This window comes from Mycobacterium persicum, assembly GCF_002086675.1.
GTDB lineage: Bacteria > Actinomycetota > Actinomycetes > Mycobacteriales > Mycobacteriaceae > Mycobacterium > Mycobacterium persicum.
The window spans coordinates 22,156-46,233 of record NZ_MVIF01000007.1; the positions used below are offsets into that span (position 1 = coordinate 22,156).

The window sequence follows — 24,078 nt, forward strand, 5'->3', positions numbered from 1 at the left end:
GGCTCAGGATTCGGTGGCAAATGCCGTCGGGGAACCGACGCCGCTGCGCAGGCTGCCGTCGAGGTAGGCGGCCCGGCACGCGCGCCGTCCGATCTTGCCGCTGGAGGTCCGGGGAATCGTGCCGGCCGACACCAACAGCAGGTCCCGCACGGTCACCCCATGCCCGACGGCGATAGCGGCACGGATGTCGTCGGCGATCGGCTGGTATTCCAGTTTGTGCGTACCGGCAGCGCGTTCGGCGACGATCACCAGCTGCTCGGAGGTGTCCTCGGGGTCGAACTTCAGCCCGGCGTGCGGATCGTCGAACACCTTCTGCGGCAGCTGGTTGGCGGGCACCGAGAAGGCGGCCACGTAGCCGACCCGCAAGGCCTTGTTCGACTCCTGCGCGGTGAACTCCAGGTCCTGCGGGTAGTGGTTGCGGCCGTCGATGATGACCAGGTCCTTGATCCGGCCCGCTATATAGAGGTGTCCCTTGAAGTAGGTGCCGTAGTCGCCGGTGCGCACCCACAGGCCGTCGTCGGGGGCTCCCTCGGCGTGTGACTCGCTGATCCGCGACTTCAGGATGTTGCGGAATATCTGAGCGGATTCCTCTTCCTTGCCCCAGTACCCGATGCCCAGGTTGTTGCCGTGCAGCCAGATTTCGCCGATTTGCCCGTCCGGCAGCTCGCTGGCCGTGTCCGGGTCGACGATGACCGCCCACTCGTCGACGCCGACCTTGCCGGCCGAGACCTGCGCGACGGCATTCGGCGCGCCGGCGGGCACCTCGACGAAACGCTGATTGTTGAGCTCGTCTCGGTCCACATGGATGACGGTCGGCGGCTCGTTGGGCGCGGTAGTCGAGACGAACAGCGTCGCCTCGGCCAGACCGTAGGACGGCTTGACCGCAGTCTCGGGCAGACCGTACGGGGCAAAGGCTTCGAAGAATTTGCGCATCGACGCCGGCGACACCGGTTCACTGCCGTTGAGGATGCCCTTGACATTGCTGAGGTCCAATGGTGGTTCATCGTCGCGGGGCAGGCCGCGCACTGCCGCATGCTCGAAGGCAAAGTTGGGTGCGGCGGAGAAAGTTCCCCCGGTTTCGCCGGGCTTACGAGCGAGTTCGCGAATCCAGCGGCCGGGTCGGCGCACGAACGCGGCCGGAGTCATGAAGGTGAAGCTGTGGCCCAGCACCGACGTCAGCAGCACCGTGATCAGGCCCATATCGTGGAAGAACGGCAGCCAACTGACACCGCGGTCACCTTCTTGCCCTTCCAGTGCATGCAGCACCTGCAGCACGTTTGTCGGCAGATTCAGATGGGTGATCTGCACGCCGGTCGGCGTCCGGGTCGATCCGGAGGTGTACTGCAGGTAGGCCGTGGTGGACTCGTTGGCGTCGGGCTCCTGCCAGGTCGACGCGACCTCAGTGGGAACCGCGTCGACGGCGATCACCCGGGGCCGTTCCTTTGCCGAGCGGCTACGGATGAACTTGCGCACACCCTCGGCGGAGTCGGTGGTGGTCAGAATGGTCGACGGGGTGCAGTCGTCGAGTACCGCGTGCAACCGGCCGACGTGACCCGGCTCGGCCGGGTCGAACAACGGCACCGCGATCCGGCCGGAATACAGCGCGCCGAAGAAGGAGATCAGGTAGTCCAGGTTCTGTGGGCACAGGATGGCGATACGGTCGCCGGGCTGGGTGACCTGTTGCAGCCGGGCGCCGACGGCGCGGTTGCGCGCGCTGAACTCCGACCACAGGATGTCGCGTTCGATGCCGTCCCGTTCGGTGGAGAAGTCCAGGAACCGGTAGGCCAGCTTGTCGCCACGCACCTTCGCCCATTTTTCGACGTGACGCACCAGATTGGTGTTCTCCGGGAACCGGATTCGTCCATTGACGATGAACGGGTTGTGGTACGCCATGCCGCCCTCTCCTGTCACAACACTGCTTGGTCGGCTACGCCGACAGGGTTTACATCCTGGTCGGCTCCGCCGACGAGTTACATCCGTACGCGATCCGGCCCCTGAGCGGCGCGCACACTCGCGGGCGCGCCAATCGTTGCCGGCTACGACCCAGCCGGGTCATCCACATGCTCTTAAATTTCTCTTAATGTTAAGGGCCGTGAGGCGTCAGACCAAATCACAAGGTACCGCTGATCCCATTACGATCGGGGCACTAGCGACTGTGTCCCGCTGCCCCAATCTGCGAGCGCCCGGCCGCTGCGGCGCCTGGGGCCCGCCCTCGCCCGCCGTGTTCGGGCCACCCGTCTCGCCTCAGCCGTGTTTGGGATGCGGCGCCTTGTCGATGAGGTCGTGAGCCCAGTTCAACGTCCATTGCGTAGCCGGCTGCCCGTCGGAGTTCCAGAATTCGGGGGTGGCGTACATCGCGTGGACCGGTTGGCCGGCCCCACCCGCCAGCGTGTTGAGGGTGGTCGGCAGATTGGCGGGACTGAACGCCTCCTGCGGGGCGGCGCAAATCAGATCGCCCTGGGCACAGATCTCGTTGGTGCGACTGTCGAGTGCGCCGAAGCCACCCGGACGCGCCCCCGTCATCGTCAAGCCGAGCCCGGACAGCACCGGCACCTCATGCAGGGTGACCTCGGCGCCCTCGCCCGGGGGGCTGGGCGGGATGTCGTTGCCCACCCCCGGCTGGCGACGGCCATCGGCGATCAGCGTCACGCCCAGCACCAGGTCGTCATCGACCGGTCCCCGGCCGTTGCCGATATCGCTGGCCACATCGCCGGCAATCACCGCCCCCTGCGAGAAGCCGACCACCACATAGCTGGTCAGCGGGCACTTGTTATTCATGTCCGTCATCGCCTGCACCATCGCGCGGGTGCCCTCCGCCCGGCTTTCGTTGTAGGACATCTGACCGTCGGAACTGAGCGGATTGTGGAACTGCGCGGTGTAGGGAACCGTGTACGTCTGCACCCGCGATCCGGGGAACTGCTGGGAGATCGGCCCGGTCACATTCAGTAGCAACGCCTTCGGGAACTGCACCGGGTTGAGCGGGTTGTCCTGCGGCGACGACTCCCAGGTGCCGGGTACCGCGATCAACTGCACGTCCGGGCAGGACGCATCCTGGAAGGCTGGCCGGGGTTTGCGTGGGTGAGAGGTGGTGGGACCCGGGGTCAGCACCCCGGGCGGTACCGCGCTGGGCGGTGCTTCCTGGCGGCGCAGCATGACCACGCCGGCGACGATGACCAGCGCGACGACCGACGCCAGGGCGCCGGCCGCAACCCAGGCGAGGATTCGTTGGCGGCGTCTTCTGCGCCGGGAGTTGGTAGCCATGTTCTCCTGCTAGCAGCGTCGGTAAGTTTGAGTACAGCCTGCGGTCGGCGGCGATGTCGCGCACGCTCGCCGCCCGAGCCGCCCGAAGTCACCACACCGCGTCGGCACCCAGTGGCGCCGCCCGCTGCCGCACCCCATACACGGTACCGGCTGGTGACGAAGTTCCGTCCCGGACGATGTCTACGCCGCGTGGCCCGGGGCTGGCTAGCTGGATCCGCCCGTCGGCTCGCTAGCGGATCGCGCCGACGATATCGCCGGACATGGCACCCAGTTGCGCCGACCACGAGCCCCAGCCGTTGTCGCCGCCGCCCGGGAAGTCGAAGTGACCGTTGTGCCCGCCGACGTTGCGATACTGCTGGTAGAACGACCTACTGTCGCCCATCGCCGCGCCGGCCTGACCGATCATGGCGGCAGGATCACTGGCGCCCAGGTTGGTCGGACTCCACACCCAGACGCGGGTGTTGTTCTGCGCCAGCAAAGCGACATGCACGCATGGGTCGTGCCACTTCCACCGGCCCAACTGTGGGGCACCCCACATGCCGTTGCCGTCCACACCGCCGAACTGCTGCAGGCCGGCGAGGATCGCGCCGTTGGTGGTGGTGCTCGACGGGTACAGAAACCCGGAGAGCGATCCGGCGAAGCCGAATCGGTCCGGGTGGAACGCGGCCAGCGCCATTGCGCCATAGCCGCCCTGAGATGCGCCGACGGCGGCGTGACCGCCGGGCGCCAGGCCTTTGTTGGCCGCCAGCCAATCGGGAAGCTCACCGGACAGGAAGGTTTCCCACTGCTTGCTGCCGTCCTGTTCCCAGTTGGTGTACATGCTGTAGGCACCGCCGGCCGGGGCGACCACCGAGATTCCCTTGCCAGCCAGGGTGTTCATCGCGTTACCCGCCGTAACCCAGTTGCTGACGTCGGGGCCGGCGTTGAAGGCATCCAGCAGGTACACCGCGTGCGGGCCACCGCCAAGAAACGCGACCGGGATGTCGCGGCCCATGGCGCCCGACGGCACCATCAGGGTCTCGTAGGGGGCGGCTTTGGCCGTGCCCCACGATCCTGCTGCCACGGTGACACCGCCCAACGCGATCGACAGCACCGCAACGCAGAGCAGCCGTAGCACCACCGACAGACCCCTCATGTCCACCTCCATCGTGTATCGCTGCATGCCCGTAGCGCCCGACCGTGCGGCGGGTTCGAGGCACGCCCCGGCCCGCAAGGTAGCTAACCACACCGCACACAACGCGATAAAGGGGAGATAACGCAGAAGTAACCAACGGCGGCGACCCCGAAGGGTCGCCGCCGTCGAATGCGGGTTCTCGGACGCCGTTGCGGCGCCCAGGGCGTCTAGGTGCCCTGCGTGGTGCCGTTGCCGCCGCCACCGGGTGTCGCACCCAGCGTGTGCTGCAGGTCCGGCTTCATGGCGTTGAGCTGCGCACCCCAGTACTCCCAGCTGTGCGTGCCGTTGTCGTCGAAGTTCCACACGGCGTTGTGCCCACCGGCCGCGTTGTAGGCGGTCTGGAACTTCAAGTTGCTGGTCCGCACGAAGCCCTCGAGGAACTTGGCGGGCAGGTTGTCGCCACCCAGGTCGGACGGCTTGCCGTTGCCGCAGTACACCCAGATGCGGGTGTTGTTGGCGACGAGCTTGCCGACCTGCAGCGTCGGGTCGTTGCGCTGCCACGCCGGGTCATCCTTCGGACCCCACATGTCGGAAGCCTTGTAGCCACCCGCGTCGCCCATGGCCAGGCCGATCAGCGACGGCCCCATCGCCTGCGACGGGTCCAGCAGCGCTGACAGCGATCCGGCGTAGATGAACTGCGCCGGGTGGTATGCGGCTAGGATCAACGCCGACGAGCCGGCCATTGACAGACCCACGGCGGCGCTGCCGGTGGGTTTGACCTGCCGATTGGCCGACAGGTACTGCGGCAACTCGCTGGTCAGGAAGGTCTCCCACTTGTAGGTGGTGCAGCCGGCCTTACCGCAAGCCGGGTTGTACCAGTCCGAGTAGAAACTGGACTGCCCGCCGACCGGCATGACCACCGAGAGGCCCGACTGGTAGTACCACTCGAACGCCGGGGTGTTGATGTCCCAGCCGTTGAAGTCATCCTGGGCGCGCATACCGTCCAGCAGATACACCGCCGGCGAGTTCGCCCCACCACTTTGGAATTGGACCTTGATGTCGCGGCCCATGGCCGCCGAGGGCACCTGCAGGTATTCCACCGGCAGGCCCGGCCGCGAGAACGCATTCGCGGTCGCCGAACCGCCAGTGACGTCAACGACACCGACCAGACCCGACAGCAGGGCCGCACCAACGGCTCCCACCATGAGTCGGCGCGGCATACCCGTCACGGCGCCACGAAACCTGTCAACAAGCTTCATCCTTGCTTCCTCATCCTCAATCTTTTAGGCGCATCCGGTGGATAGGGCGCATCCTCAACTACGTCGGACTGCGCGCGCTCGGCGTCGCAGTGCCCGTGTAGTCAACCACAACTTGGGGTCGGTTCTCTCATCGAGCACGACGCCGAAAGCGTTACCGGGCCGCGATTCCGGGTGATTTTCGCGCCGTATGCGGCGGCCCGAGATCTCGTTTCCGCATGTGCCCGGGGTCCGGGGGCCGCTGGTAACGGCTCAATTGTGATGTTGCTGTCAGTCTCGCCTCACACCACGGCACCCGCGTCGCGGACGCCTGATCGCAATTGGGCCGAAATTCTTCGCGGCACGGCCCGCGCGGCCCGGCATTCGGGCCGGATCGCTGACCCCGAATCACTCCCGGGCCGGGGCCGGCGGCACGTCGGGCACCTCGAGCCCGCACCTGATGAGTTCGTTGAGCGGAACCCGGTCAATCCGGTACCTGGTGAACTCGAAGGAGTGCACCACGTTGGACACAAAACGGCGCACGGTCAACGGCGCGCGCACCGAATTCAGCACCGCCTGGGTCGCGGGACACCGCAGGGCCGCCTCCGCCTGCGCCACCCAGGCCGGGTCGAGATAACCCGGAACACCCGGATACCACTTCACCCACGGACCGTCGGCGATCACCCAGTCGGGGAACAAGTTCTTGTCGTGGCCGATCCGGCCGTGCTTCAACCGCTCGGTATGTTGGGCCAGCGGGTTCGCCAGCCCGATCTGATCGAGCACCCTGACGTCCAGACCCACGTTCATGCCCAACATCCCCAAATTGGTGAAAAACACCGCGTGCTGCGGCTTTTGGCTGGCCGGGATACCGGGAGCCGTTCCCGGCGGGATCATCGGTACCAGATCCCACTGGTTGTAGTTGCCCGACGGCAGCAGCAGCGCGCCGTCGGGGGTGTTGTCGAGCGCGGTCAGGACCGCGGCCATCCGCGGGTAATCGAGATAGTCCGCGGCGGTCAGCGGATGGGCGTGTCCGGTGGCCTGCGCGTAAAAGCGGCGCTCGTCGACGATGCCGGTATAGGTGACGTGCGTGGCGTCGTCGCCCATCCCCGGCGAGTTCGCTGCCCACAGCGACCAGCCCGCCACACCCAGCCACAGGATGCTGACGACACCGGCCAGCCAGTAACCGGTCTCTTTGGAGAAGTCCCTGCCATCGGGCAGTGACAACGGAATTACCGCCACCGGAGCCAGTAAGCAAAAGAGCGGCGCCAGCAACACGCGGCCGTGCATGAAATCGCCGCCTTGCCGGATCCAGTACAGCGCCTGCAGCAGGCCGCTGCCGACCATGAAGGCCACCACCGCCGCCGGGCTCTGCACCGCCCGCGCCAGCCGCCCGTAATCGGGCGCCACCACCGGACGCAGGAACGACGGCCTGCGACGAGCCAGCATCAGAACCAGGCCAAGCGGCACCAAAAGCACGATCGGCACCCACAGGGCGTAGGGCCGGTTGAAATTCGAGAGATAGATCATGCCCTGCGACCACTTGTCGCCGGCGGCGTCTTTGGCCAGCGCGGTACCGGGCACCAGTAACGCGTAGTAGCCCATCCGGAAGATCTGGTAGGCGACCGGCAGCAAGCCGCCGGCCACCACGATCAGCACCCGGCGGCGCCAGGTCCGCGCCGCGACCAGCATCATGATCAAGGCCAGGCCGCCCATCAGCGCCAGCTCGGGCCGGACCAACACGCTGCATCCCGCGACGAACGCCAGCGCACCGATGAACACCCGGCCGTGGGGACGGACCCGCAGCGGCTGCGCCCAGCACACCATCAGCCACCACAGCAGCCCGAGATAGGTGAGCACCAGCCCGCTTTCCAGCCCTGACGTGGCGAAGTCTCGCGCCGGCGGCACCGCGATATAGACCAGCGCGCCGGCCGGCAACATGATCGCCCGGCGGCCGCGCAGGCTGGGCGCATACAACCGGCCGGTGCCGAGCATCAGCAGCGCCACCCCCAGCAACGACAGCACCAGGGCCACGGCCAGCGCCACATATTCCAGCCGCATCGGCCCGCCCACCCAGCTGGCCGCGTAGAGCAAATAGGTCCACGCCGTCGAGGTGTTGGCCTCCACCCGCTCTCCCATGTTGAACACGGGCCCGTTGCCGGCCAGCAGATTACGCACCGTACGCAACACGATCAGACCGTCGTCGGCGATCCAGCGTCGTTGCCACGCACCCCAACCGAACAGCACGCAGATCACCGCCACGCTGACCCACAGACTGATCCGGACCACCGGCTCATAGGGAAAAACCGGCCATCTGGCCCGCCGGACTGGGGGCCTGCGGGCCAGCGCGCTGGCCCGCAGGGCCTTGAATCTCGAACTAGCCGAAGGCAACAGCGGCCCCAACTGTTCCTATCCACGCCAGCGCCAGCAACTGCAACACCCGGTCGCGCAGCGCGATGTCTTCGGGCTCCCCGGCCAGCCCCCCGTCGACGTCCACGGCGTAGCGCAGGATCGCGATGGTGAACGGGACCATCGACACCGCATACCACGAGCCCGAGTACCGGTCGCGTTCGAACGCCCACAGCCCGTAGGACACCACCACGGCGGTGGCCGAGAGCGTCCAGACGAATCGAAGGTAGGTGCTGGTATAGCTCTCCAGCGACTTGCGGATCGCCGCGCCGGTGCGCTCGGCCAGCTGCAGTTCGGCGTAGCGCTTGCCGGCCACCATGAACAGCGACCCGAACGCCGCCGTCAGCAAGAACCACTGAGACAGCGGGATGTCGGCGGCCGCGCCGCCGGCGATGGCGCGGATCAGGTATGCCGACGACACGATGCAGATGTCGATCACCGCTTGGTGTTTGAGGCCGTAGCAGTACCCCAGCTGCATGGCCAGGTAGACGGCCATCACCACGGCCAGGCTGGGGGTAAGCCACCAGGCAATGGCCAGCGAGGCCACCCCCAGCACCGCCGCCACCGTGTAGGCCAGCCATTCGGGCACCACACCGGCGGCGATCGGGCGGAACCTCTTGGTGGGGTGCTCGCGATCAGCCTCCACATCGCGCACGTCGTTGATCAAGTAGATCGCCGAGGCGGCCAGGCTGAACACCACGAACGCCACCGAAACCTTGGTCAGCACCTCGGCGTAGTCGTATCGGACGCCCCGGCCCGCCGCGGCCAGGGGCGCGGCCAGCACCAGGACGTTTTTCACCCATTGCCGCGGGCGCATCGCCTTGACCACACCAACAACCAAGTTGGCCGGAGGTCCGGTCACCAGGTCTTCGCTCATATCGACACACCCCTGGTTAGTCGGAGGTCGAGTCGCACCGCAACGGCGGCGACGGCGGCGCCGAGCGCCACACCGGCGGCGACGTCGCTGGGGTAATGCACCCCCAGCAGTATTCGGGACAGCGCCATCGGCGGCACCAGCACCGCCGCGCCCAGCCCGGTCGGCAGGCCGGTGGCCCTGCTCATCAGGATGGCCGCGGCCGTGGTGGAGGTCGCGTGCGCCGACGGGAAACTCAGCTGACTGGGCGTGCCGACATTGACCGCGACGGCGGGATGGTGCGGCCGTTTGCGCCGGACCACCCGCTTGACCAATACCGCTGCCGCGTGGGCGGCGAAGGCGCCGGCGCCGGCGACCAGCCAATCCCGGCGTCGCCGCGGGGAAAGAACCGCTCCGAGCGCCGATACCGCCAGCCAGCCGATGCTGTGTTCGCCGAAGTGCGAAAGCCCCTGGGCCACCGTCAGCGATTCCGGTCGGTCGGCCAGCGCCGATTGAACGGCCACAATTGCAGCGGCTTCACCGTGCGCCGGTGCCCCCAACGGACGGGCTTCAGGCATGTCGGTGCTCTTGGTTTTCCGCCGTGAAGAGCACCGTCTCCCACTTCTGCTTGCTGGACAGCACGGGCAACGCCGCGCGATAGACCCTGCGCATCTCGTCGAAGCGCCGGGCCAGCTGCCGCTGGCGGCGCAGCGACTGCCACAGCAGCGCGACCATCTTGGCCCGATCGCGCTGACGGTAGACCACCCCGCAGCCGTCGGCCGTCGTGACCGTAACACCGTCGACCGTGCACAACCGGAACCAGCGGGCGTCCTGGGTCGGCACGTTGTACTCGGGACGCACGTGGTGGGCCGGATCGGCGGCCTTGAGGTTGTGCACGATGCCCCGGGCGAGCCGGTAACCAATGGTGACCGGGTTCACCGGCGGCTTCATCACCTTGTTCTTGTGCAACGGCGCCGGCAGCTCGCTGGCGGCGGGCAGCACGACCGCATCGGGATAGGCCTTGCGGATCCGGTGTATTTCCGGCAGCGCCGATTCCAGGATCGAGAAGATGTGCTCGGGACCGGCCAGGAAGTCGTCGATGGCCTTGTTCTGGATCGCAACCGTCGAATATTCAAGGCAGGCAAGGTGTTTCAGCGTCGCCTTGAGATGGCTACGGACCAGGCCGGTGATGTCGCCGTTCCAGTGCATCGCCGCGACCACCAACCGGTTGCGCAGATGGAAGTAGGCCTGCCAGTCGATCGCGTCGTCTTTGTCGCTCCAGGCCATGTGCCAGATCGCGGCTCCGGGCAGCGTCACCGTGGGGTAGCCGTGTTCGGCCGCGCGCAGACCATAGTCGGCGTCGTCCCATTTGATGAACAACGGCAGCGGCTGGCCCAGCTCCTCGGCCACCTGCCGCGGGATCATGCACGTCCACCAGCCGTTGTAGTCGACGTCGATGCGCCGGTGCAGCAGCTTGCTCAGTTCCTCTTTGTCGCCCAGCGGGTACTCGGCGAAGTCGTGGTCGTATTCGGCGTGCGGCGCGGCGGTCCACATGAAGTTCGAGCGATTGACGACTTCGCCCATGATGTGCAGGTGCGACGGCTCCTGCAGGTTGAGCATCTGCCCGCCGACCAGCATCGGGCTCTTGGCGAAGCGGTGCATCGCCAGCACCCGCAGAATTGAGTCCGGCTCGATGCGGATGTCGTCGTCCATGAACAGGATCTGTTGGCAGTCAGTGTTTTTCAGCGCCTCGTACATCACCCGGCTGTAGCCACCGGAGCCACCCAGGTTGGGCTGGTCGTGAATGGAGAGCCGATTGCCCAGCCGGGCAGCCGCGGCGGGGAAGTCCGGATGGTCGCGAACTTTGCGGGTGCCCTGGTCGGGCACGATCACCGCGCCGATCACCTGGTCCACCAGCGGGTCTGCAGTGAGTTCGGCCAGCGCGTTGGCGCAATCCGCGGGGCGGTTGAAGGTGGGGATGCCGACGGCGATGTTGGCGGTGCCCGGGGCGGCGATGGGCGCGTACCAGCCACCGTTGAGCAGGGTGACCGCGGTGTCGGTGGTGATGTCGAACCAGATCCAGCCACCGTCCTCGAACGGTTGCAGCCCGATCTCCATCTCCAGCGTCTCCGGAGTGTCGTCGCCGCCGGCGAATTCGCGGCCCTCAATGAAGATCCGGGCACCGGTGGCCTTGGTCCGGTAAACGTCGACACGCCCGGATCCGGCCAGCTCGACGCGCAGCACCACGGACGTGCAGATCGACCAGCGTCGCCAATAGCTGGCCGGGAACGCGTTGAAATACGTGGCGAACGACACCTCTGACTCGGGGCCGATCTGCAGCGAGGTGCGGCTGGTCGCATGAGCGCGCCGCGAGTTGGTGGTCGACTCCTCGAGGTACAGCTTGCGCACGTCGAGCGGTTCGCCCGGTCGCGGCAGGATGATCCGGGACAGCAGGCTCACGGCGGTCATGCGCGAGATCCCGGATCGACAAGCGGAGCGCCGTCGCGCAGGTGCGGCGCAACGACGTTTTCGTACATGTTCAAAGCGCTGGCAATGGCCATATGCATATCCAGATATTGGTAGGTGCCCAAGCGACCGCCGAACAAGACCTTCGCCGCCGCGGTTTCGGACTTCGCCCGGGTACGGTAGGCGGCCAACAGGGCGCGGTCGGCCTCGGTGTTGATCGGATAGTAGGGCTCGTCGTCGGCTTCGGCGAACCGGGAGTATTCGCGCATGATCACCGTCTTGTCCGTCGGGTATTCGCGCTCGGGGTGGAAGTGACGGAACTCGTGGATCCGGGTGTACGGGACGTCGAGGTCGTTGTAGTTCATCACCGGCGTGCCTTGAAAATCACCGCAGTCGCCGAGTACTTCCACCTCGAAATCCAAGGTGCGCCACCCCAACCGGCCGTCGGCGTAATCGAAGTAGCGGTCGATCGGACCGGTGTAGACGACCGGAGCATCCGGACTGGCCGCGCGCAGTGCGTCGCGGACGTCGAACCAGTCGGTGTCCAACCTGACCTCGACGCGGTCGTCGGCGGCCATGTTCTGTAGCCACGCCGTGTAGCCGTCGACCGGCAGGCCCTCGTAGGTGTCGCTGAAGTACCGGTTGTCGAAGGTGTAGCGCACCGGCAGTCGATTAATGACGGCAGCCGGTAACTCCGCGGGGTCGGTCTGCCATTGCTTGGCGGTGTAGCCCTTGACGAACGCCTCGTAGAGCGGCCGGCCGATCAACGAGATGGCCTTCTCCTCGAGGTTCTGCGCGTCGGCGGTATGGATTTCGGATGCCTGTTCGGCGATCAACCGGCGCGCTTCGGCCGGGGTGAAGTATCTGCCGAAGAACTGCGACACCAGGCCCAGGCCCATCGGGAACTGGTAGGCCTGCCCGTTGTGCATCGCGAACACCCGATGCCGGTAGTCGGTGAAGTCGGTGAACTGCCGCACGTAGTCCCACACCTTCTTATTGGAGGTGTGGAACAGGTGCGCGCCGTACTTGTGAACTTCGATCCCGGTCTGCGGCTCCGGTTCGGAATAGGCGTTGCCGCCGATATGCGGGCGGCGCTCGACAACGAGGACCCGCTTGCCGAGTTGGGTAGCCACGCGCTCGGCGATCGTCAGGCCGAAGAATCCGGAACCGACGACGAAGAGGTCGAAACGTGCGGTCATCGGTTGCCTAGGTTATCCGACCCCGCTGCCAAAACCCGACTTGGCGGCTCGCCCGAGTGCGGGTTCTCGCAGGTTTTGGGCAAGTGCGCAGGTTCTCATATCCGTCGCCGCCCCAACATCGCACCTTTGGTGCGATTGCCTCACGATTCGATATAGCCACTCTAGTCACACAAACCTCACTCGTACCATCGATCTTGTGGGCTTCCTCCGTCGACGACGGCGAGGGAGCCGACGCGACAAATAGTCCAGATTGAGGAGACTTCCGTGCCGAATCGACGCCGACGCAAGCTCTCGACCACCATGAGCGCAGTCGCGGCCCTGGCAGTTGCGAGTCCTTGTGCATACTTTCTCGTTTACGAATCGACCGCGGGAAGCAAACCGCCCGAGCACCACGAGTTTGTCCGGGCGGCAAGCGTGGCCGATCTGCCCGGTGAGCTGATGTCGGCCCTGTCGCAAGGGCTTTCGCAGTTCGGTATCAACCTGCCGCCGGTGCCAAGCCTGACCGGCGGCAGTGCCGCCGGCACCGGCCTGACCAGCCCGGGGCTGACCAGCCCGGGGCTGACCAGTCCGGGGCTGACCAGTCCGGGCCTGACCAGTCCGGGCCTGACCAGTCCGGGGCTGACCAGCCCGGGCCTGACCAGCCCGACGGGTTTGACGCCGTCGACGCCGGGATCGCTGGCCCTGCCTGGTACCACGTTGACGCCACCGACGCCGGGGACAGCGGTGAATCCCGGGCTGACCAGCCCCACCGGAGCGACGCCGGGCCTGACCAGCCCGACGGGGCTGGATCCGGCACTCGGCGGCGCCAGCGAGATTCCCATCACGACACCGGCCGGTCTGGACCCGGGGGCCGACGGCACCTACCCGATCCTGGGAGACCCATCGCTGGGCTACGGGCCGGGAACCGGCTACGGGCCGGCGACCAGCCCGATCGGCACCGGTGGTGGCGCAGCCAGCAGCGGCGGCGGCGGGCTGCTCAACGATGTGATGCAGGCGGCCAATCAGCTGGGCGCCGGGCAGGCCATCGACCTGCTGAAGGGCGTGCTGATGCCGTCCATCATGCAGGCCATCCAGAACGGCGGCGCCGCGGCGCCGGCCGCTGGCGCGCCCGCCGTCGGTGCACCCGCCGTGGTCCCGCCCGCGGTGCCGGCGGCTGCCGCACCGGTGGTGGCACCACCGGCAGCGCCGACGACGCCCGTCGCCTGAAGCCCCGCAGCCTCGAAAAGGACCTAGGGACCTGCCACCTGACGACACCGCAGAGTCGCCACGTCATCACTCTGCGGTGTCGTCGACAGGTTTTCCCCATAAGTACCGTGTCGCCTCATAAGAAACATTAGGCACACAAGTAACATCGGCTGGTGGCGTCTCGCAGCCGTGCCCCGACAATGCTGGTCACCGCTGTCGCCGCCACGGTGGTCATCGTCTCGTGGGTGCTGAACCGTCCTGCGCACAGCGCCCATGAGCGACCGCCGGCGCAGGACACCCAACTCGTCGAGCAACCGCTGATCGGCCTCGGCGGCGGCGTCACGGTTCGCGAACTGACTCAGGACACGCCGTTCTCGTTGGTCGCATTGACCGGTGACCTGACTGGTACCTCGACGCGGGTGCGGGCCAAACGTCCCGACGGGTCGTGGGGGCCGTGGTACCAAGCCGAGTATGAAACCGCGGCGCCCGACGCACCGGGCTCGAGTTCGGCGAACCCCGGTGAGGGGCCGCGCAGCACCGATCCGGTGTTCGTCGGCACCACCACGACCGTCCAGGTCGCGGTCACCCGACCGGTCGATGCGCCGGTGACCCAGCCGCCGGTGGCCGCCGAAACGAACCCGGCCGGCCTGGGTTATCGTCCGGCCACCAAGGAGCAGCCGTTCGGGCAGAACATCTCGGCGATCCTCATCTCGCCACCGCGGGCGCCGGCCCGGACGCAGTGGACACCACCGACCGGGGTCACGATGCCCGGCCAAGCGCCGCCCATCATCAGCCGTGCCGAATGGGGAGCCGACGAATCGCTGCGCTGCGGTAGCCCGCAATACGACCGGGCGGTTCGCGCCGCGGTGGTTCACCACACCGCCGGCAGCAACGATTATTCGCCCCTGGAGTCCGCCGGGATCGTCAAGGCGATCTACACGTATCACAGCAAGACGCTGGGCTGGTGCGACATCGCCTACAACGCGCTGGTCGACAAGTACGGCCAGGTGTTCGAGGGCAGTGCCGGTGGCCTCACCAAACCGGTCGAGGCGTTCCACACCGGCGGATTCAACCGCGACACCTGGGGTGTGGCGATGATCGGCAACTTCGACGACGTCGCGCCGACACCGCTGCAACTCCGCGCCGTCGGGCGACTGCTCGGCTGGCGGCTGGGCATGGACGACGTCGACCCCAAGGGCACCGTCGAGCTGGAGTCGGCCGGCAGCTCCTACACAACCTATCCGGCTGGTGCGATAGCGCGGTTGCCAGCCATCTTCACCCACCGCGACGTCGGCAACACCGACTGCCCGGGCAATGCCGGCTACGCCCTGATGGATGAAATCCGGGACATCGCCGCACATTTCAACGATCCCCCCGAGGAGTTGCTGAAGGCCCTGGAGGGCGGTGTGATCTACGAACGCTGGCAGGCGCTGGGGGGGATGAACAGCGTACTGGGCGCACCCACCTCGCCCGAGGCCGAGGCGGCCGGTGCGGCGCGGTACGTAACTTTCGCCAAGGGAGCGATGTACTGGTCACCCGAAACCGGCGCGCAACCGGTCACCGGCGCGATCTACGACGCCTGGGCTTCGCTGAGCTACGAACGCGGGCCGCTTGGCCTGCCGACCAGCGCCGAGATCCAAGAACCGCTGCGAATCACGCAGAACTTCCAGCATGGGGTGTTGAACTTCGAACGGCTCACCGGCAATATCACCGAGGTTGTCGACGGAATCACGACGCCGCTGTCGACTCAGCCCCCGAGCGGCCCCGAGGTCCCTCCCGAACACTTCTCGCTGCCAACGCATCCAGTGAACTGAGGTCCGGTTAGTCTTGCGTCTCGTGCCCGAGACGCCGTATCTGACGATCGACCTGGCTCGGGTGCGGGACAATTTCGCGGCGCTGCAAGCCGCGCTGCCCGGCGCTTCGATTCGCTATGCCGTCAAGGCGAACCCGAGCGAACCGATTCTGCGCCTGCTCGCGGGCGAAGGCTCCGAATTTGATGTTGCTTCGCCCGGCGAGATCGACGCGTGCCGATTGGCCGGTATCGACGGTAGCCGGCTGGCGTTCGGCAACACCATCAAGAAGCCGGCCGCGGTCGGCCATGCGTATGCCAGCGGGGTGCGGCGGTTCGCGTTCGACACCGCTGAGGGTTTGGCCGCGATCGCCGAGCATGCTCCCAAAGCCAGCGTGGAATGCCGTATCGCTCCGGCCTTTCCGTCGTCGGTCACGCCGTTTGGCCACAAGTTCGGGTGTGCCCCCAAGGAGGCCGCCGGGCTGCTCGTACATGCCCGGCATCTGGGCTTGCACCCCGAGGGCGTCTGCTTCCACGTCGGTTCCCAGCAGCTCGACCCGGCCGCGTGGGAGCTCGGGATACGTTGTGCCGCGGACATATTCGCAGAGTTCGACGGCCTCACGACGGTCAACGCCGGCGGCGGATTCCCCCTTGCCTATGCCACCGGTGCCCCACCACTAAGAGCCGTTGCCGACACCATCAGGTCGGCGCTGGAACGTCATTTCGGCCCCCGTCATCCCACGCTGGTGATCGAACCCGGCCGCGCGATCGTGGGTTCAGCGGGTGTCATACGCGCCGAAGTGGTGTCGGCAAGGACCGGTACCGATGGTCACCGTTGGGTGTACCTCGACATCGGTCGCTACCAGGGTCTTGCGGAATCGGAAAACGAGTACATCCGTTATCGCCTGAGGACCGACCGGGACGGCGACCCGGTCGCCGATGCGGTGCTCGCCGGACCCACCTGCGACGGCGACGACGTGCTCTACCGCAGCTACCCGCTTCCGGTGACGCTGCGTCCCGGCGACGGCGTACAGATCGACGATGCCGGGGCCTACACCGCGAGCTACGCGGCGGTGAGATTCAACGGATTTGCGTCGCTGCCAACATATTTCGTGGGTGGAGCCGGTGTCGCCGCACCGAGCCGGGAGATCATCGAGCCGCTGGCGCCGGGGCTGAGCCGACGCTGGCAACTGGACCAGGTCATCTGTGAGGAAAGTACCCCATTCCAGCGACTGCTGATTGGCAAGACAGCCCAGGGCGTGGCGTTGTTCAGTGATGGCGAACGGCAGAGCACCGAGTTCAGCCAGCTGGTGTATCACGAGGCGTTGCTGGTGCCGGCCTTGCTGTTGGCGGAGCAGATCGACCGAATATTGGTCATCGGTTCCGGCGAAGGTGTGGTGAGCCAGCTTGCGGTAGCCGCCGGGGCGACACATGTCGATCACGTCGACATCGATCGAGATGCCGTTCGGCTCTGCGCCGAGCATCTGCCCTACGGCTACTCGATGGACGAACTGCGCAGCGCTGAACAAGGATTCGGTCCGGTCACCGTCCATTACTGCGACGGAAGGGAATTCGTCGAGCGGTGCACCGAGTGCTACGACGTCGTCGTGGTCGATCTGCCCGACGAGCGCACCGGGCTCGCCCAGCACAACCGGTTGTACGACGTCGACTTTCTCAGACCATGCCGCGCAATCGGCCGAGTCGTCGTGTCCCAGGCCGGCTGCCCGACACTGTGGCGCAACGAGTCACTGCGCCGGTCGTGGCGACGCTTTCACGAAACCTTTGACACCGTGGTTTATTTCGGCAGTGACGAGCACGAATGGGCGTTCTTGTGTGGAATGTCCGGACCTGTTCACCCTGATCCCGTCGCTCTGATGGCGAAACGATTGCCGAGATTGCTCTACCGCCCACGCACCATCGATGCCAGCTCGCTCGCTGGGCGCACCGTTGCCCCCAATGCGCTGCGCACTTTCTCCAACCCCAAGTTCCGCTGACCGAGTTCGGTCTAAATCTCTAAACGCCCCATCAAAGAATCGCCACGGCAACCACTATGCCCAACGCGAATTGCGCCGCCGCCACGATAAGACACTCGAAGCTGTATTCGTCGGCCTGGAACAACGTATCCATGTCGATTCCGATGACCAGGGTCGCGATCCGCATCATCACCACCTGCGCGGCGATGCCCACGATGCCGAACGTCGCCGACGCCAGCAGCCCCTCGCCCAACCTGCCCGACGACGAATAGATCGCCAGCACCACAATCAGCGCCATGCTCACCATCCCGGCGGCGGCCACAATGATGGCGTTGGGCTTACCCGCGCGCACCATCTTGCGCAACGGTCCCGGGGTGGTGAAGTCGATCGCGTGGAACCCGATGATCATCAGCACCAGACCCAGGATCGAGTACAAGACGACGGCGCCGACCCCGCGACCGAGCCAACTCCAGTAGTCCGAATGCAGCGCCACGATGGATGTCGTCATCGAAGATCAGCTCCGTTTCATTTTGGCGGAAGGTTCACTTGGCGGAACGGTTTATTTCAGCGGAATCCGGTGCGGGACAAACGCAGCGCCATCGTCGGTGACCAGTCCGGCGGTCTCCCGGATACCCATACCCGCCGACGAGTCACCGACGATCCACGCTCCCAAGGCGGGGCGCATATCGTCGAATTCCGGTAGCGGATCCAGTAATTGGTAGACGAAGCCCTCTTCACCGTAGACACCGCCGGTGGCGGTCTCCATGCCGGCGCCGACGATCGTGATATTTGCGCCTTCGCGACCCAGCTTGGGTTTGCGGACGTACTCGGTGAGTTCATGCGGGTCGTCGATGTAGGCGGGCAACAGGTTCGGGTGCCCGGGATACATCTCCCACAACACCGCAAGGATCGCCTTGTTGGACAACAGCGCCTTCCACAGCGGCTCGATCCACATCGTCTGCGGCAGGCTCGATACCACGTGCTGGCCGAACTGATCATCGAGCACCCATTCCCACGGGTGCAGTTTGAAGATGGCCTCGATCGGCGCCTCTTCCAGATCGACGAATCGCTCCAGCGCGGCATCCCAGCCGACGTCCTCGATCATCAAGCCGACGGTCTGAAAACCGGCTTCAGCCGCGGTCTCCTGCAGGTACGTCGTGGTGATCTGGTCTTCGCCGGTCGCTTCCACACCCGACCAGGTGAAGTGAAGTTCGTTGCCGGGCAACAGATCAGCGACCGCCTTCCAGCGGTCGACGAGCTGTTCGTGCAACGAGTTCCACTGGTCGTCGGCGGGGAATTTGTCCTTGAGCCAATACCACTGCAGGATTGCGGCCTCCAGCAGTGTGGTCGGGGTGTCGGCGTTGTATTCCAGCAGCACCGCCGGCCGGCGACCGTCGTAACGCAAGTCGAAGCGGCCGTAGACATGTGGATCGGAACGCCGCCACGATTCGGCGATGAACGGCCAACTCCACTCGGGCAGACCGAAATCGGCGTACCGCTCCATCAGGACCACCTGCTCGACGGCATTGAGGCACATCGAGTGCAGCAGTTCGACATCGGCTTCCAGCGCCAGGATCTCGTCCATGTCGAACTCGTAGTACACCGATTCGTCCCAGTACGGCCGGTCGGCGCCGGTCGCATCGCGCGCGGGCGTGCCGTACACCAGGCCTTGCGATTCGACGATGGATCGCCAGTTGGGACGCGGCTGGGTCCGGGCGCGTTTCACGAGCCGCTGCTCCCGCCGCCGCCCTTGCCGCCGCTGCCGCCGAGCCCGCCGCGCGAAATCGTGGTACCGGACTTGGTGGTGATCGTGGCGCCCTTCGGCGCAACCGTGGTGCCTCCGCTGGGGCGTTGACCGACGTTACCGGAGCTGCCGTAGTAGTACCGGTACTGATGTCCGCCGTAGAAGAAGAAGCCGTTGAGGCCCGCGGTATGGCCGGTGCAGTAGCTGTCGGGGACGATCACCGGTTGACCATTCGGGTCGTCCTGGACGCATTGGGCGGTGACGTGCTCGGGCGTCAGCAACCAGTACCCGAGGCCGGCCACCAGACCCACCACGCCGACGCCGGCCGCGGCGCCCATTAGGACACGCTTCTGCTTGGCGCGCTTGGCCTCGGCCTCCCGCCGAGCCTCTTCGATCTCGCGCTGCTTGTCCTCGTACTTCCGTCGGGCCCGCAGCTCGGCCGGCGTCGGGGGCCGCGGCCGCGCGGTTTCGGGGTCCTGATACTGGATGCTGCCGCCGGCCCGGCGCTTGGCCGGTGCGTCTCCTGCTGATTCGGCATCCGGCACCGGCTGCGTCTCGTCGGACCGCTCGGCAGCCGCGGCGGGCCCGCCCTGGTCGTCGTCGGGGCGGCTGCTAACCGGTGGGTCTGGTTCCGACCCCACTAGCTCTCCTCCGGTCCGGGTAACGGGCCCGGCGAGGCGACACACTTGCCGCCCAGGGGGCGAGCATCAGGCTGGTACGCCGGCACGCGGGCAGTCTCCCACATCAGCGGCGCCGTCCGGATCAGGACCACCAGCGCTCCAGCACCCGCGCGACGCCGTCGTCGGTGTTGGCAGCGGTGACCTCATTGGCCGCGGCGCGCGCCTCGGGGTGGGCATTGCCCATCGCCACCCCGAGCCCGGCCCGCAGCAGCATCGGCACGTCATTGGGCATGTCCCCGAAAGCCACCACGTCCGCCTCGGCGATCCCCAGGGGCCGGCCGATTTCTGCCACACCGGTGGCCTTGCTGATGCCCAACGGAACGACCTCGACCAGCCCATTGTTGGTCGAATAGGTGATTTCCCCTGCGGTTCCGAGATGTTTGGCCAGCCGGGCCGCCATCTCCGCGCTGGTGGCGCCGGTCTTGCGGATCAGCAGCTTGATCGCGGGCGCGCTGAGCAGATCTTCGATCGACACCTCGGTGTGGTCCGGGTTCAGCCAGGCATGCTCGTAGCCCGGTGAACTGACGAACTGCGGGGTCGCCGTATCGTGCGCACGGTCGCCGATGCGCTCGACGGCCAACCCGGAACCGGGGATGACCCGCCGGGCGATCTCGGCCAGAGCGGCCAGAGCATCCACGGACAGGGTGTGCGCCGATACCACCCGATCGGTGGCGGGGTCATAGATGACCGCGCCATTGGCACACACCGCCATCGGCGCGAAGCCGAGTGCGTCGACCACCGGCCGCACCCAGCGCGGTGGGCGGCCGGTGGCCAGGATGAACGTCGCGCCGCCGGCGACGGCGGCGCGCACCGCCGCGCGGGTGCGCGCGGTCACGGTTTCGTCGTCGTCGAGCAGGGTGCCGTCGACGTCGCACGCGATGAGCGCCGGCGGGCTCGGCGGCGTCGTCAGTGCGGTACGCCTTTGCTGCGACTGGGCGAGGTCACTCCGTGGTGCCCGCGCCGGCGCGCGCGCTGGGCCAGTTCGGCGATTCTGCTGCGACTCTGCGATGCTATGCGGGCCTGCTCACGCTTTCGCGCCCGCTCAGCCAACTCAGCAATGCGGTAGGCCTTCGACTCCTCCGGGCTGGGCGCACTGCCACCGAGCCGTCGGGGCACCCAGTACTCCCCTGGCGGATGCGGATACTGCTCCTGCACGCGATACAGCATCGATTCCATCGCCTGGCGCAACGTGGCGTTTAGCGTCACCGCATCGCCCTGCGGACGCAATGGCGGTCCGACTGCCACGGTGATCGGAATCTTGTTGCGGAACAAGTCCTTGGGTTGATCTTTGGGCCAAATCCGGTGCGCACCCCAGACGATCATGGGAACGATCGGCACCTGCGCCTCCAACGCCATCCGCGCCGCGCCGGTCTTGAACTCCCGCAGTTCCAGACTGCGGCTGATGGTCGCCTCCGGATGCAACCCGATCAGTTCGCCCTCGCGCAGCCGCTGCACCGCCACCGCATAGGCATTGGCGCCCTCGGAGCGGTCCACGGGAATCAGCTGGGCATGCTTGATCACGTAGTTGACCGCCTTCACCTCCTGCATTTCGGCCTTGATCATGAACCGCAACCGCCGCCGGCAGTGCTTGGCGGCGATCGACGCGGGAATCCAGTCCACGTAGCTGGTGTGGTTGAGGGCGATCAAGGCGCCGCCCCGCTCCGGAATGTTCTCCAGGCCGTAGTAGGTGATCTTGTTTCCGTTGGCCGCGACAATCGATGGGACAAGAAACTCCATCATTCGGAAAAATGGCTCGGCCATTTCGTATGTTCTCCTTCCACCGCTACCGCGACTGATGCGGTGCACGGCCGGCCGCCTTCGCCGCCGCCTCGTCAGCATCCAACTGAGCCGCCTCGGCCGGCGTCGGCGCACCGCCACCGAGTCGGCGCGGCACCCAGTACGCCCCGGGCGGATGGCGATACCGTTGCTGCACCTGATGCAGCAGCCCGGTCATCGCCTCCCGCAGAGCAGCATCGGTCTGCGCGATATCGCCGCGGGCCGGAAAAGGCGGTCCCACCTGCACAATGATCGGCACTTTGGTGCGTCCAATGCGCCGGGGATGGCCTTTGGTCCAGATCCGCTGGGCACCCCAAACAATAACGGGAACAATCGGGACGTCTGCCTCCACCGCCATCCGGGCGGCCCCGGACTTGAACTCTTTGAGCTCGAAGCTGCGGCTGATCGTCGCCTCCGGATAGACGCCGACCAGTTCACCTTCCCGAAGCCGCTGCACCGCCACCGTATAGGCGCCGGCGCCGGCACCTCGGTCCACCGGGATAGTCCGGGTGCGTTTGATCAAGAAATTGACCAGCTTCACCCGCTGCATCTCAGCCTTGATCATGTACCGCATCCGGCGGCGCCGACGATTCATGGCCAGCGCGGCCGGCAGCCAGTCGACATAGCTGGTGTGGTTGATCGCGACCACGGCGCCGCCCCGTTCGGGCACGTTTTCCACACCGAAATAGCTGATCCGGGTTCCGGTCGCCAGCACCAGCAACTTGGCCAGGATCTCCAGGGTGCGGTAGGTCGGCTCGGCCATCGGTCACTGCTCCGCGGCTCCGGCCGGATCGGCGCGCTGCGCACGGCGAGCCGCCCTCTCCGCCGCCTCCTGCGCGTCCATCCGGGCCGCCTCGGCCAGCGACGGCGCACCGCCGCCGAGCCGGTGCGGTACCCAGAACTCGCCGGCCGGATGCGGTCCGTACAGCTTCTGCGCCCGTTCCAGCAAATGCTGCATCCGTGAGTGCAGCAACCTGTTCAGTTCGGCGGTGCCCAGTGTCGGTTCGATCGGTTCGCCGACGACGACCGCTATCGGCACCTTCGGACGCACCAGCTTTTTGGGGTGGCCCTTCGTCCAGATCCGTTGCGCGCCCCACACGATGTGCGGAACGATCGGCACGCCGGCCTCGACCGCCATCCGCGCGGCACCCGACTTGAATTCCTTGATCTCGAAACTGCGGCTGATCGTGGCCTCTGGATAGACGCCGACCAGCTCACCATCCTTGAGCATCCGGACCGCCGCCTCGTAAGACGCGGCCCCCTCCTGCCGGTCTACCGGGATATGCCGCAGCCGACGCATGATCGGACCGGTGACCTTGTGGTCGAAGACTTCCTGTTTGGCCATGAACCGCACCTTGCGCCCGAGACCCTGCTGGTAAGCCGGCAAACCCGCGAAGGTGAAGTCCAGGTATCCGGTGTGGTTGATCGCGACGACGGCGCCACCGGTGGCCGGTACGTTCTCCACACCGGTGACGGTGATCCGGAGACCCTGGATGCGCCAGGTCAAGCGGGCAAGCTGAATGATAGTCCCGTATACCGGCTCCACAGCTGTCCAGCCTAGTGCTCCGGGCCGCCAAGGCTGAAGCCGAAAATGAGAGGCAAAGACCGGAAAAGAGAGGCGGCCTTCCCTTCCCATGTCTTTCCCGACGTCACCGCCGGCCGTACCCACAGTTGTCCGCACATTTGCTGCCGGCCGGCGCGTGCGCGCCGTCTGGACCAATGAACTCGGCGGCGTCACCTTCCGGATCGGTCCGGGCACCGAATTCGTCAAGGTAGCCGGAGCCGCCACGGTCGACTTCGCCGACGAAGCACGGCGGTTGCGCTGGGCGGCGCAGCACACGCCGGTGCCGGCGGTATTGGGTTTCGGCCTCGACGGCGACCGGGCATGGCTGCGCACCGGTGGGCTGCCCGGTGTATCAGCGGTGCACCCTCGCTGGCTGGCGGCACCTGACGTGGCGGTGCGGGCGATCGCTGTGGGGTTGCGCACACTGCACGACACGCTGCCGGTCTCGTCGTGTCCGTTCGACTGGTCGGCGGCCGGCCGGTTGGCCCGGCTTTCCCCGGCCTGGCGGGCAAAGCTCGGCGACCCTCCGCCGGTCGATCGGGTGGTGGTCTGTCACGGCGATGCGTGTTCGCCCAACACGCTGATCGATGAGCACGGCCGGTGCTGCGGACATGTCGACGTCGACTCCCTGGGCGTGGCCGATCGGTGGGCCGACCTCGCGGTGGCAACACTGTCGCTGGTCTGGAACTACCCGGGGCGCGGCTGGGACACGGTGTTCTTCGAAGCCTACGGAGTCGATCCGGACCCGCCGCGCCTGGATTACTACCGACGCTTGTGGCAGGCCGAGGATATCGACGCAAGCTAAGCTCGATGCTGCATTTCGCGGCCCCCAC

General features: G+C 66.6%; 20 protein-coding genes. 4 read left to right on the forward strand and 16 right to left on the reverse strand.

The features are described from left to right. Positions 1–3 precede the first annotated feature (3 nt). From fadD32 to glf, 9 genes are all read right to left on the reverse strand, one after another. A complete protein-coding gene (fadD32, locus tag BST40_RS04020; protein ID WP_075549788.1) occupies positions 4–1,893 on the reverse strand; it encodes a long-chain-fatty-acid--AMP ligase FadD32 in 1,890 nt (629 codons plus the stop codon). A gap of 351 nt (positions 1,894–2,244) precedes the next feature. Beyond that, a complete protein-coding gene (culp6, locus tag BST40_RS04030) occupies positions 2,245–3,261 on the reverse strand; it encodes a carboxylesterase Culp6 (RefSeq protein WP_075549787.1) in 1,017 nt (338 codons plus the stop codon). A gap of 229 nt (positions 3,262–3,490) precedes the next feature. Then, the gene (locus BST40_RS04035; protein ID WP_083153571.1) at positions 3,491–4,396 is read right to left on the reverse strand and encodes an esterase family protein; all 906 of its coding nucleotides are present in this window, start codon (positions 4,394–4,396) and stop codon (positions 3,491–3,493) included. A 206-nt stretch (positions 4,397–4,602) separates the two neighbouring features. After that, positions 4,603–5,634 carry a diacylglycerol acyltransferase/mycolyltransferase Ag85A gene (gene ag85A, locus BST40_RS04040; RefSeq protein ID WP_075549786.1) on the reverse strand — a complete coding sequence of 344 codons (1,032 nt, stop codon included), beginning with the start codon at positions 5,632–5,634 and terminating at the stop codon, positions 4,603–4,605. A gap of 384 nt (positions 5,635–6,018) precedes the next feature. Beyond that, on the reverse strand, positions 6,019–7,896 hold the full coding sequence (aftB, locus tag BST40_RS04045) for a terminal beta-(1->2)-arabinofuranosyltransferase (RefSeq protein ID WP_089024998.1): 1,878 nt from the start codon (positions 7,894–7,896) through the stop codon (positions 6,019–6,021). A gap of 88 nt (positions 7,897–7,984) precedes the next feature. Continuing rightward, entirely contained in the window at positions 7,985–8,893 is a 909-nt protein-coding gene (locus BST40_RS04050) for a decaprenyl-phosphate phosphoribosyltransferase (RefSeq protein WP_075549784.1), read from the reverse strand. Continuing rightward, on the reverse strand, positions 8,890–9,447 hold the full coding sequence (locus tag BST40_RS04055; protein ID WP_075549783.1) for a phosphatase PAP2 family protein: 558 nt from the start codon (positions 9,445–9,447) through the stop codon (positions 8,890–8,892). The genes BST40_RS04050 and BST40_RS04055 overlap by 4 nt, the downstream gene beginning before the upstream one ends. Next, positions 9,440–11,338 carry a glycosyltransferase gene (locus BST40_RS04060; protein WP_075549782.1) on the reverse strand — a complete coding sequence of 633 codons (1,899 nt, stop codon included), beginning with the start codon at positions 11,336–11,338 and terminating at the stop codon, positions 9,440–9,442. The genes BST40_RS04055 and BST40_RS04060 overlap by 8 nt, the downstream gene beginning before the upstream one ends. Continuing rightward, positions 11,335–12,534: a UDP-galactopyranose mutase gene (gene glf, locus BST40_RS04065; RefSeq protein ID WP_075549781.1), complete on the reverse strand. Its 1,200-nt coding sequence runs from the start codon at positions 12,532–12,534 to the stop codon at positions 11,335–11,337. Before glf ends, BST40_RS04060 begins: the two co-directional genes overlap by 4 nt. 264 nt (positions 12,535–12,798) lie before the next feature. On the opposite strand from glf, the gene BST40_RS04070 reads away from it, so the two are divergent. The 3 genes from BST40_RS04070 (at position 12,799) to BST40_RS32435 (ending at position 17,502) form a co-directional block, all read left to right on the forward strand. After that, positions 12,799–13,740, forward strand: coding sequence for a hypothetical protein (locus BST40_RS04070; RefSeq protein ID WP_075549780.1), 942 nt, complete (start codon positions 12,799–12,801; stop codon positions 13,738–13,740). 152 nt (positions 13,741–13,892) lie between these two features. Then, entirely contained in the window at positions 13,893–15,533 is a 1,641-nt protein-coding gene (locus tag BST40_RS04075) for an LGFP repeat-containing protein (RefSeq protein WP_183154937.1), read from the forward strand. Positions 15,534–15,555: 22 nt separating this feature from the next. Continuing rightward, the gene (locus BST40_RS32435) at positions 15,556–17,502 is read left to right on the forward strand and encodes a spermine/spermidine synthase domain-containing protein (protein WP_279629012.1); all 1,947 of its coding nucleotides are present in this window, start codon (positions 15,556–15,558) and stop codon (positions 17,500–17,502) included. Positions 17,503–17,533: 31 nt separating this feature from the next. Here the strand turns inward: BST40_RS32435 and BST40_RS04085 are convergent, their stop codons facing one another. The 7 genes from BST40_RS04085 to BST40_RS04115 all read right to left on the reverse strand — a co-directional run bounded on the left by BST40_RS04085 (position 17,534) and on the right by BST40_RS04115 (position 23,227). Beyond that, positions 17,534–17,989 carry a DUF350 domain-containing protein gene (locus BST40_RS04085; RefSeq protein ID WP_075549777.1) on the reverse strand — a complete coding sequence of 152 codons (456 nt, stop codon included), beginning with the start codon at positions 17,987–17,989 and terminating at the stop codon, positions 17,534–17,536. A 51-nt stretch (positions 17,990–18,040) separates the two neighbouring features. Next, the gene (locus BST40_RS04090; protein WP_075549776.1) at positions 18,041–19,207 is read right to left on the reverse strand and encodes a glutathionylspermidine synthase family protein; all 1,167 of its coding nucleotides are present in this window, start codon (positions 19,205–19,207) and stop codon (positions 18,041–18,043) included. Further along, the gene (locus BST40_RS04095; protein WP_240316539.1) at positions 19,204–19,866 is read right to left on the reverse strand and encodes a hypothetical protein; all 663 of its coding nucleotides are present in this window, start codon (positions 19,864–19,866) and stop codon (positions 19,204–19,206) included. The genes BST40_RS04090 and BST40_RS04095 overlap by 4 nt, the downstream gene beginning before the upstream one ends. Before the next feature lie 121 nt (positions 19,867–19,987). After that, entirely contained in the window at positions 19,988–20,815 is an 828-nt protein-coding gene (locus tag BST40_RS04100) for a Cof-type HAD-IIB family hydrolase (RefSeq protein ID WP_075549775.1), read from the reverse strand. Beyond that, a complete protein-coding gene (locus tag BST40_RS04105; RefSeq protein ID WP_075549774.1) occupies positions 20,812–21,666 on the reverse strand; it encodes a lysophospholipid acyltransferase family protein in 855 nt (284 codons plus the stop codon). The genes BST40_RS04100 and BST40_RS04105 overlap by 4 nt, the downstream gene beginning before the upstream one ends. 22 nt (positions 21,667–21,688) lie before the next feature. Beyond that, a complete protein-coding gene (locus BST40_RS04110) occupies positions 21,689–22,444 on the reverse strand; it encodes a lysophospholipid acyltransferase family protein (protein ID WP_075549773.1) in 756 nt (251 codons plus the stop codon). A 3-nt stretch (positions 22,445–22,447) separates the two neighbouring features. Beyond that, positions 22,448–23,227, reverse strand: coding sequence for a lysophospholipid acyltransferase family protein (locus tag BST40_RS04115; protein ID WP_075549772.1), 780 nt, complete (start codon positions 23,225–23,227; stop codon positions 22,448–22,450). 88 nt (positions 23,228–23,315) lie between these two features. On the opposite strand from BST40_RS04115, the gene BST40_RS04120 reads away from it, so the two are divergent. Beyond that, entirely contained in the window at positions 23,316–24,050 is a 735-nt protein-coding gene (locus BST40_RS04120; RefSeq protein ID WP_083153549.1) for a phosphotransferase, read from the forward strand. The last annotated feature ends 28 nt before the right edge of the window (positions 24,051–24,078 follow it).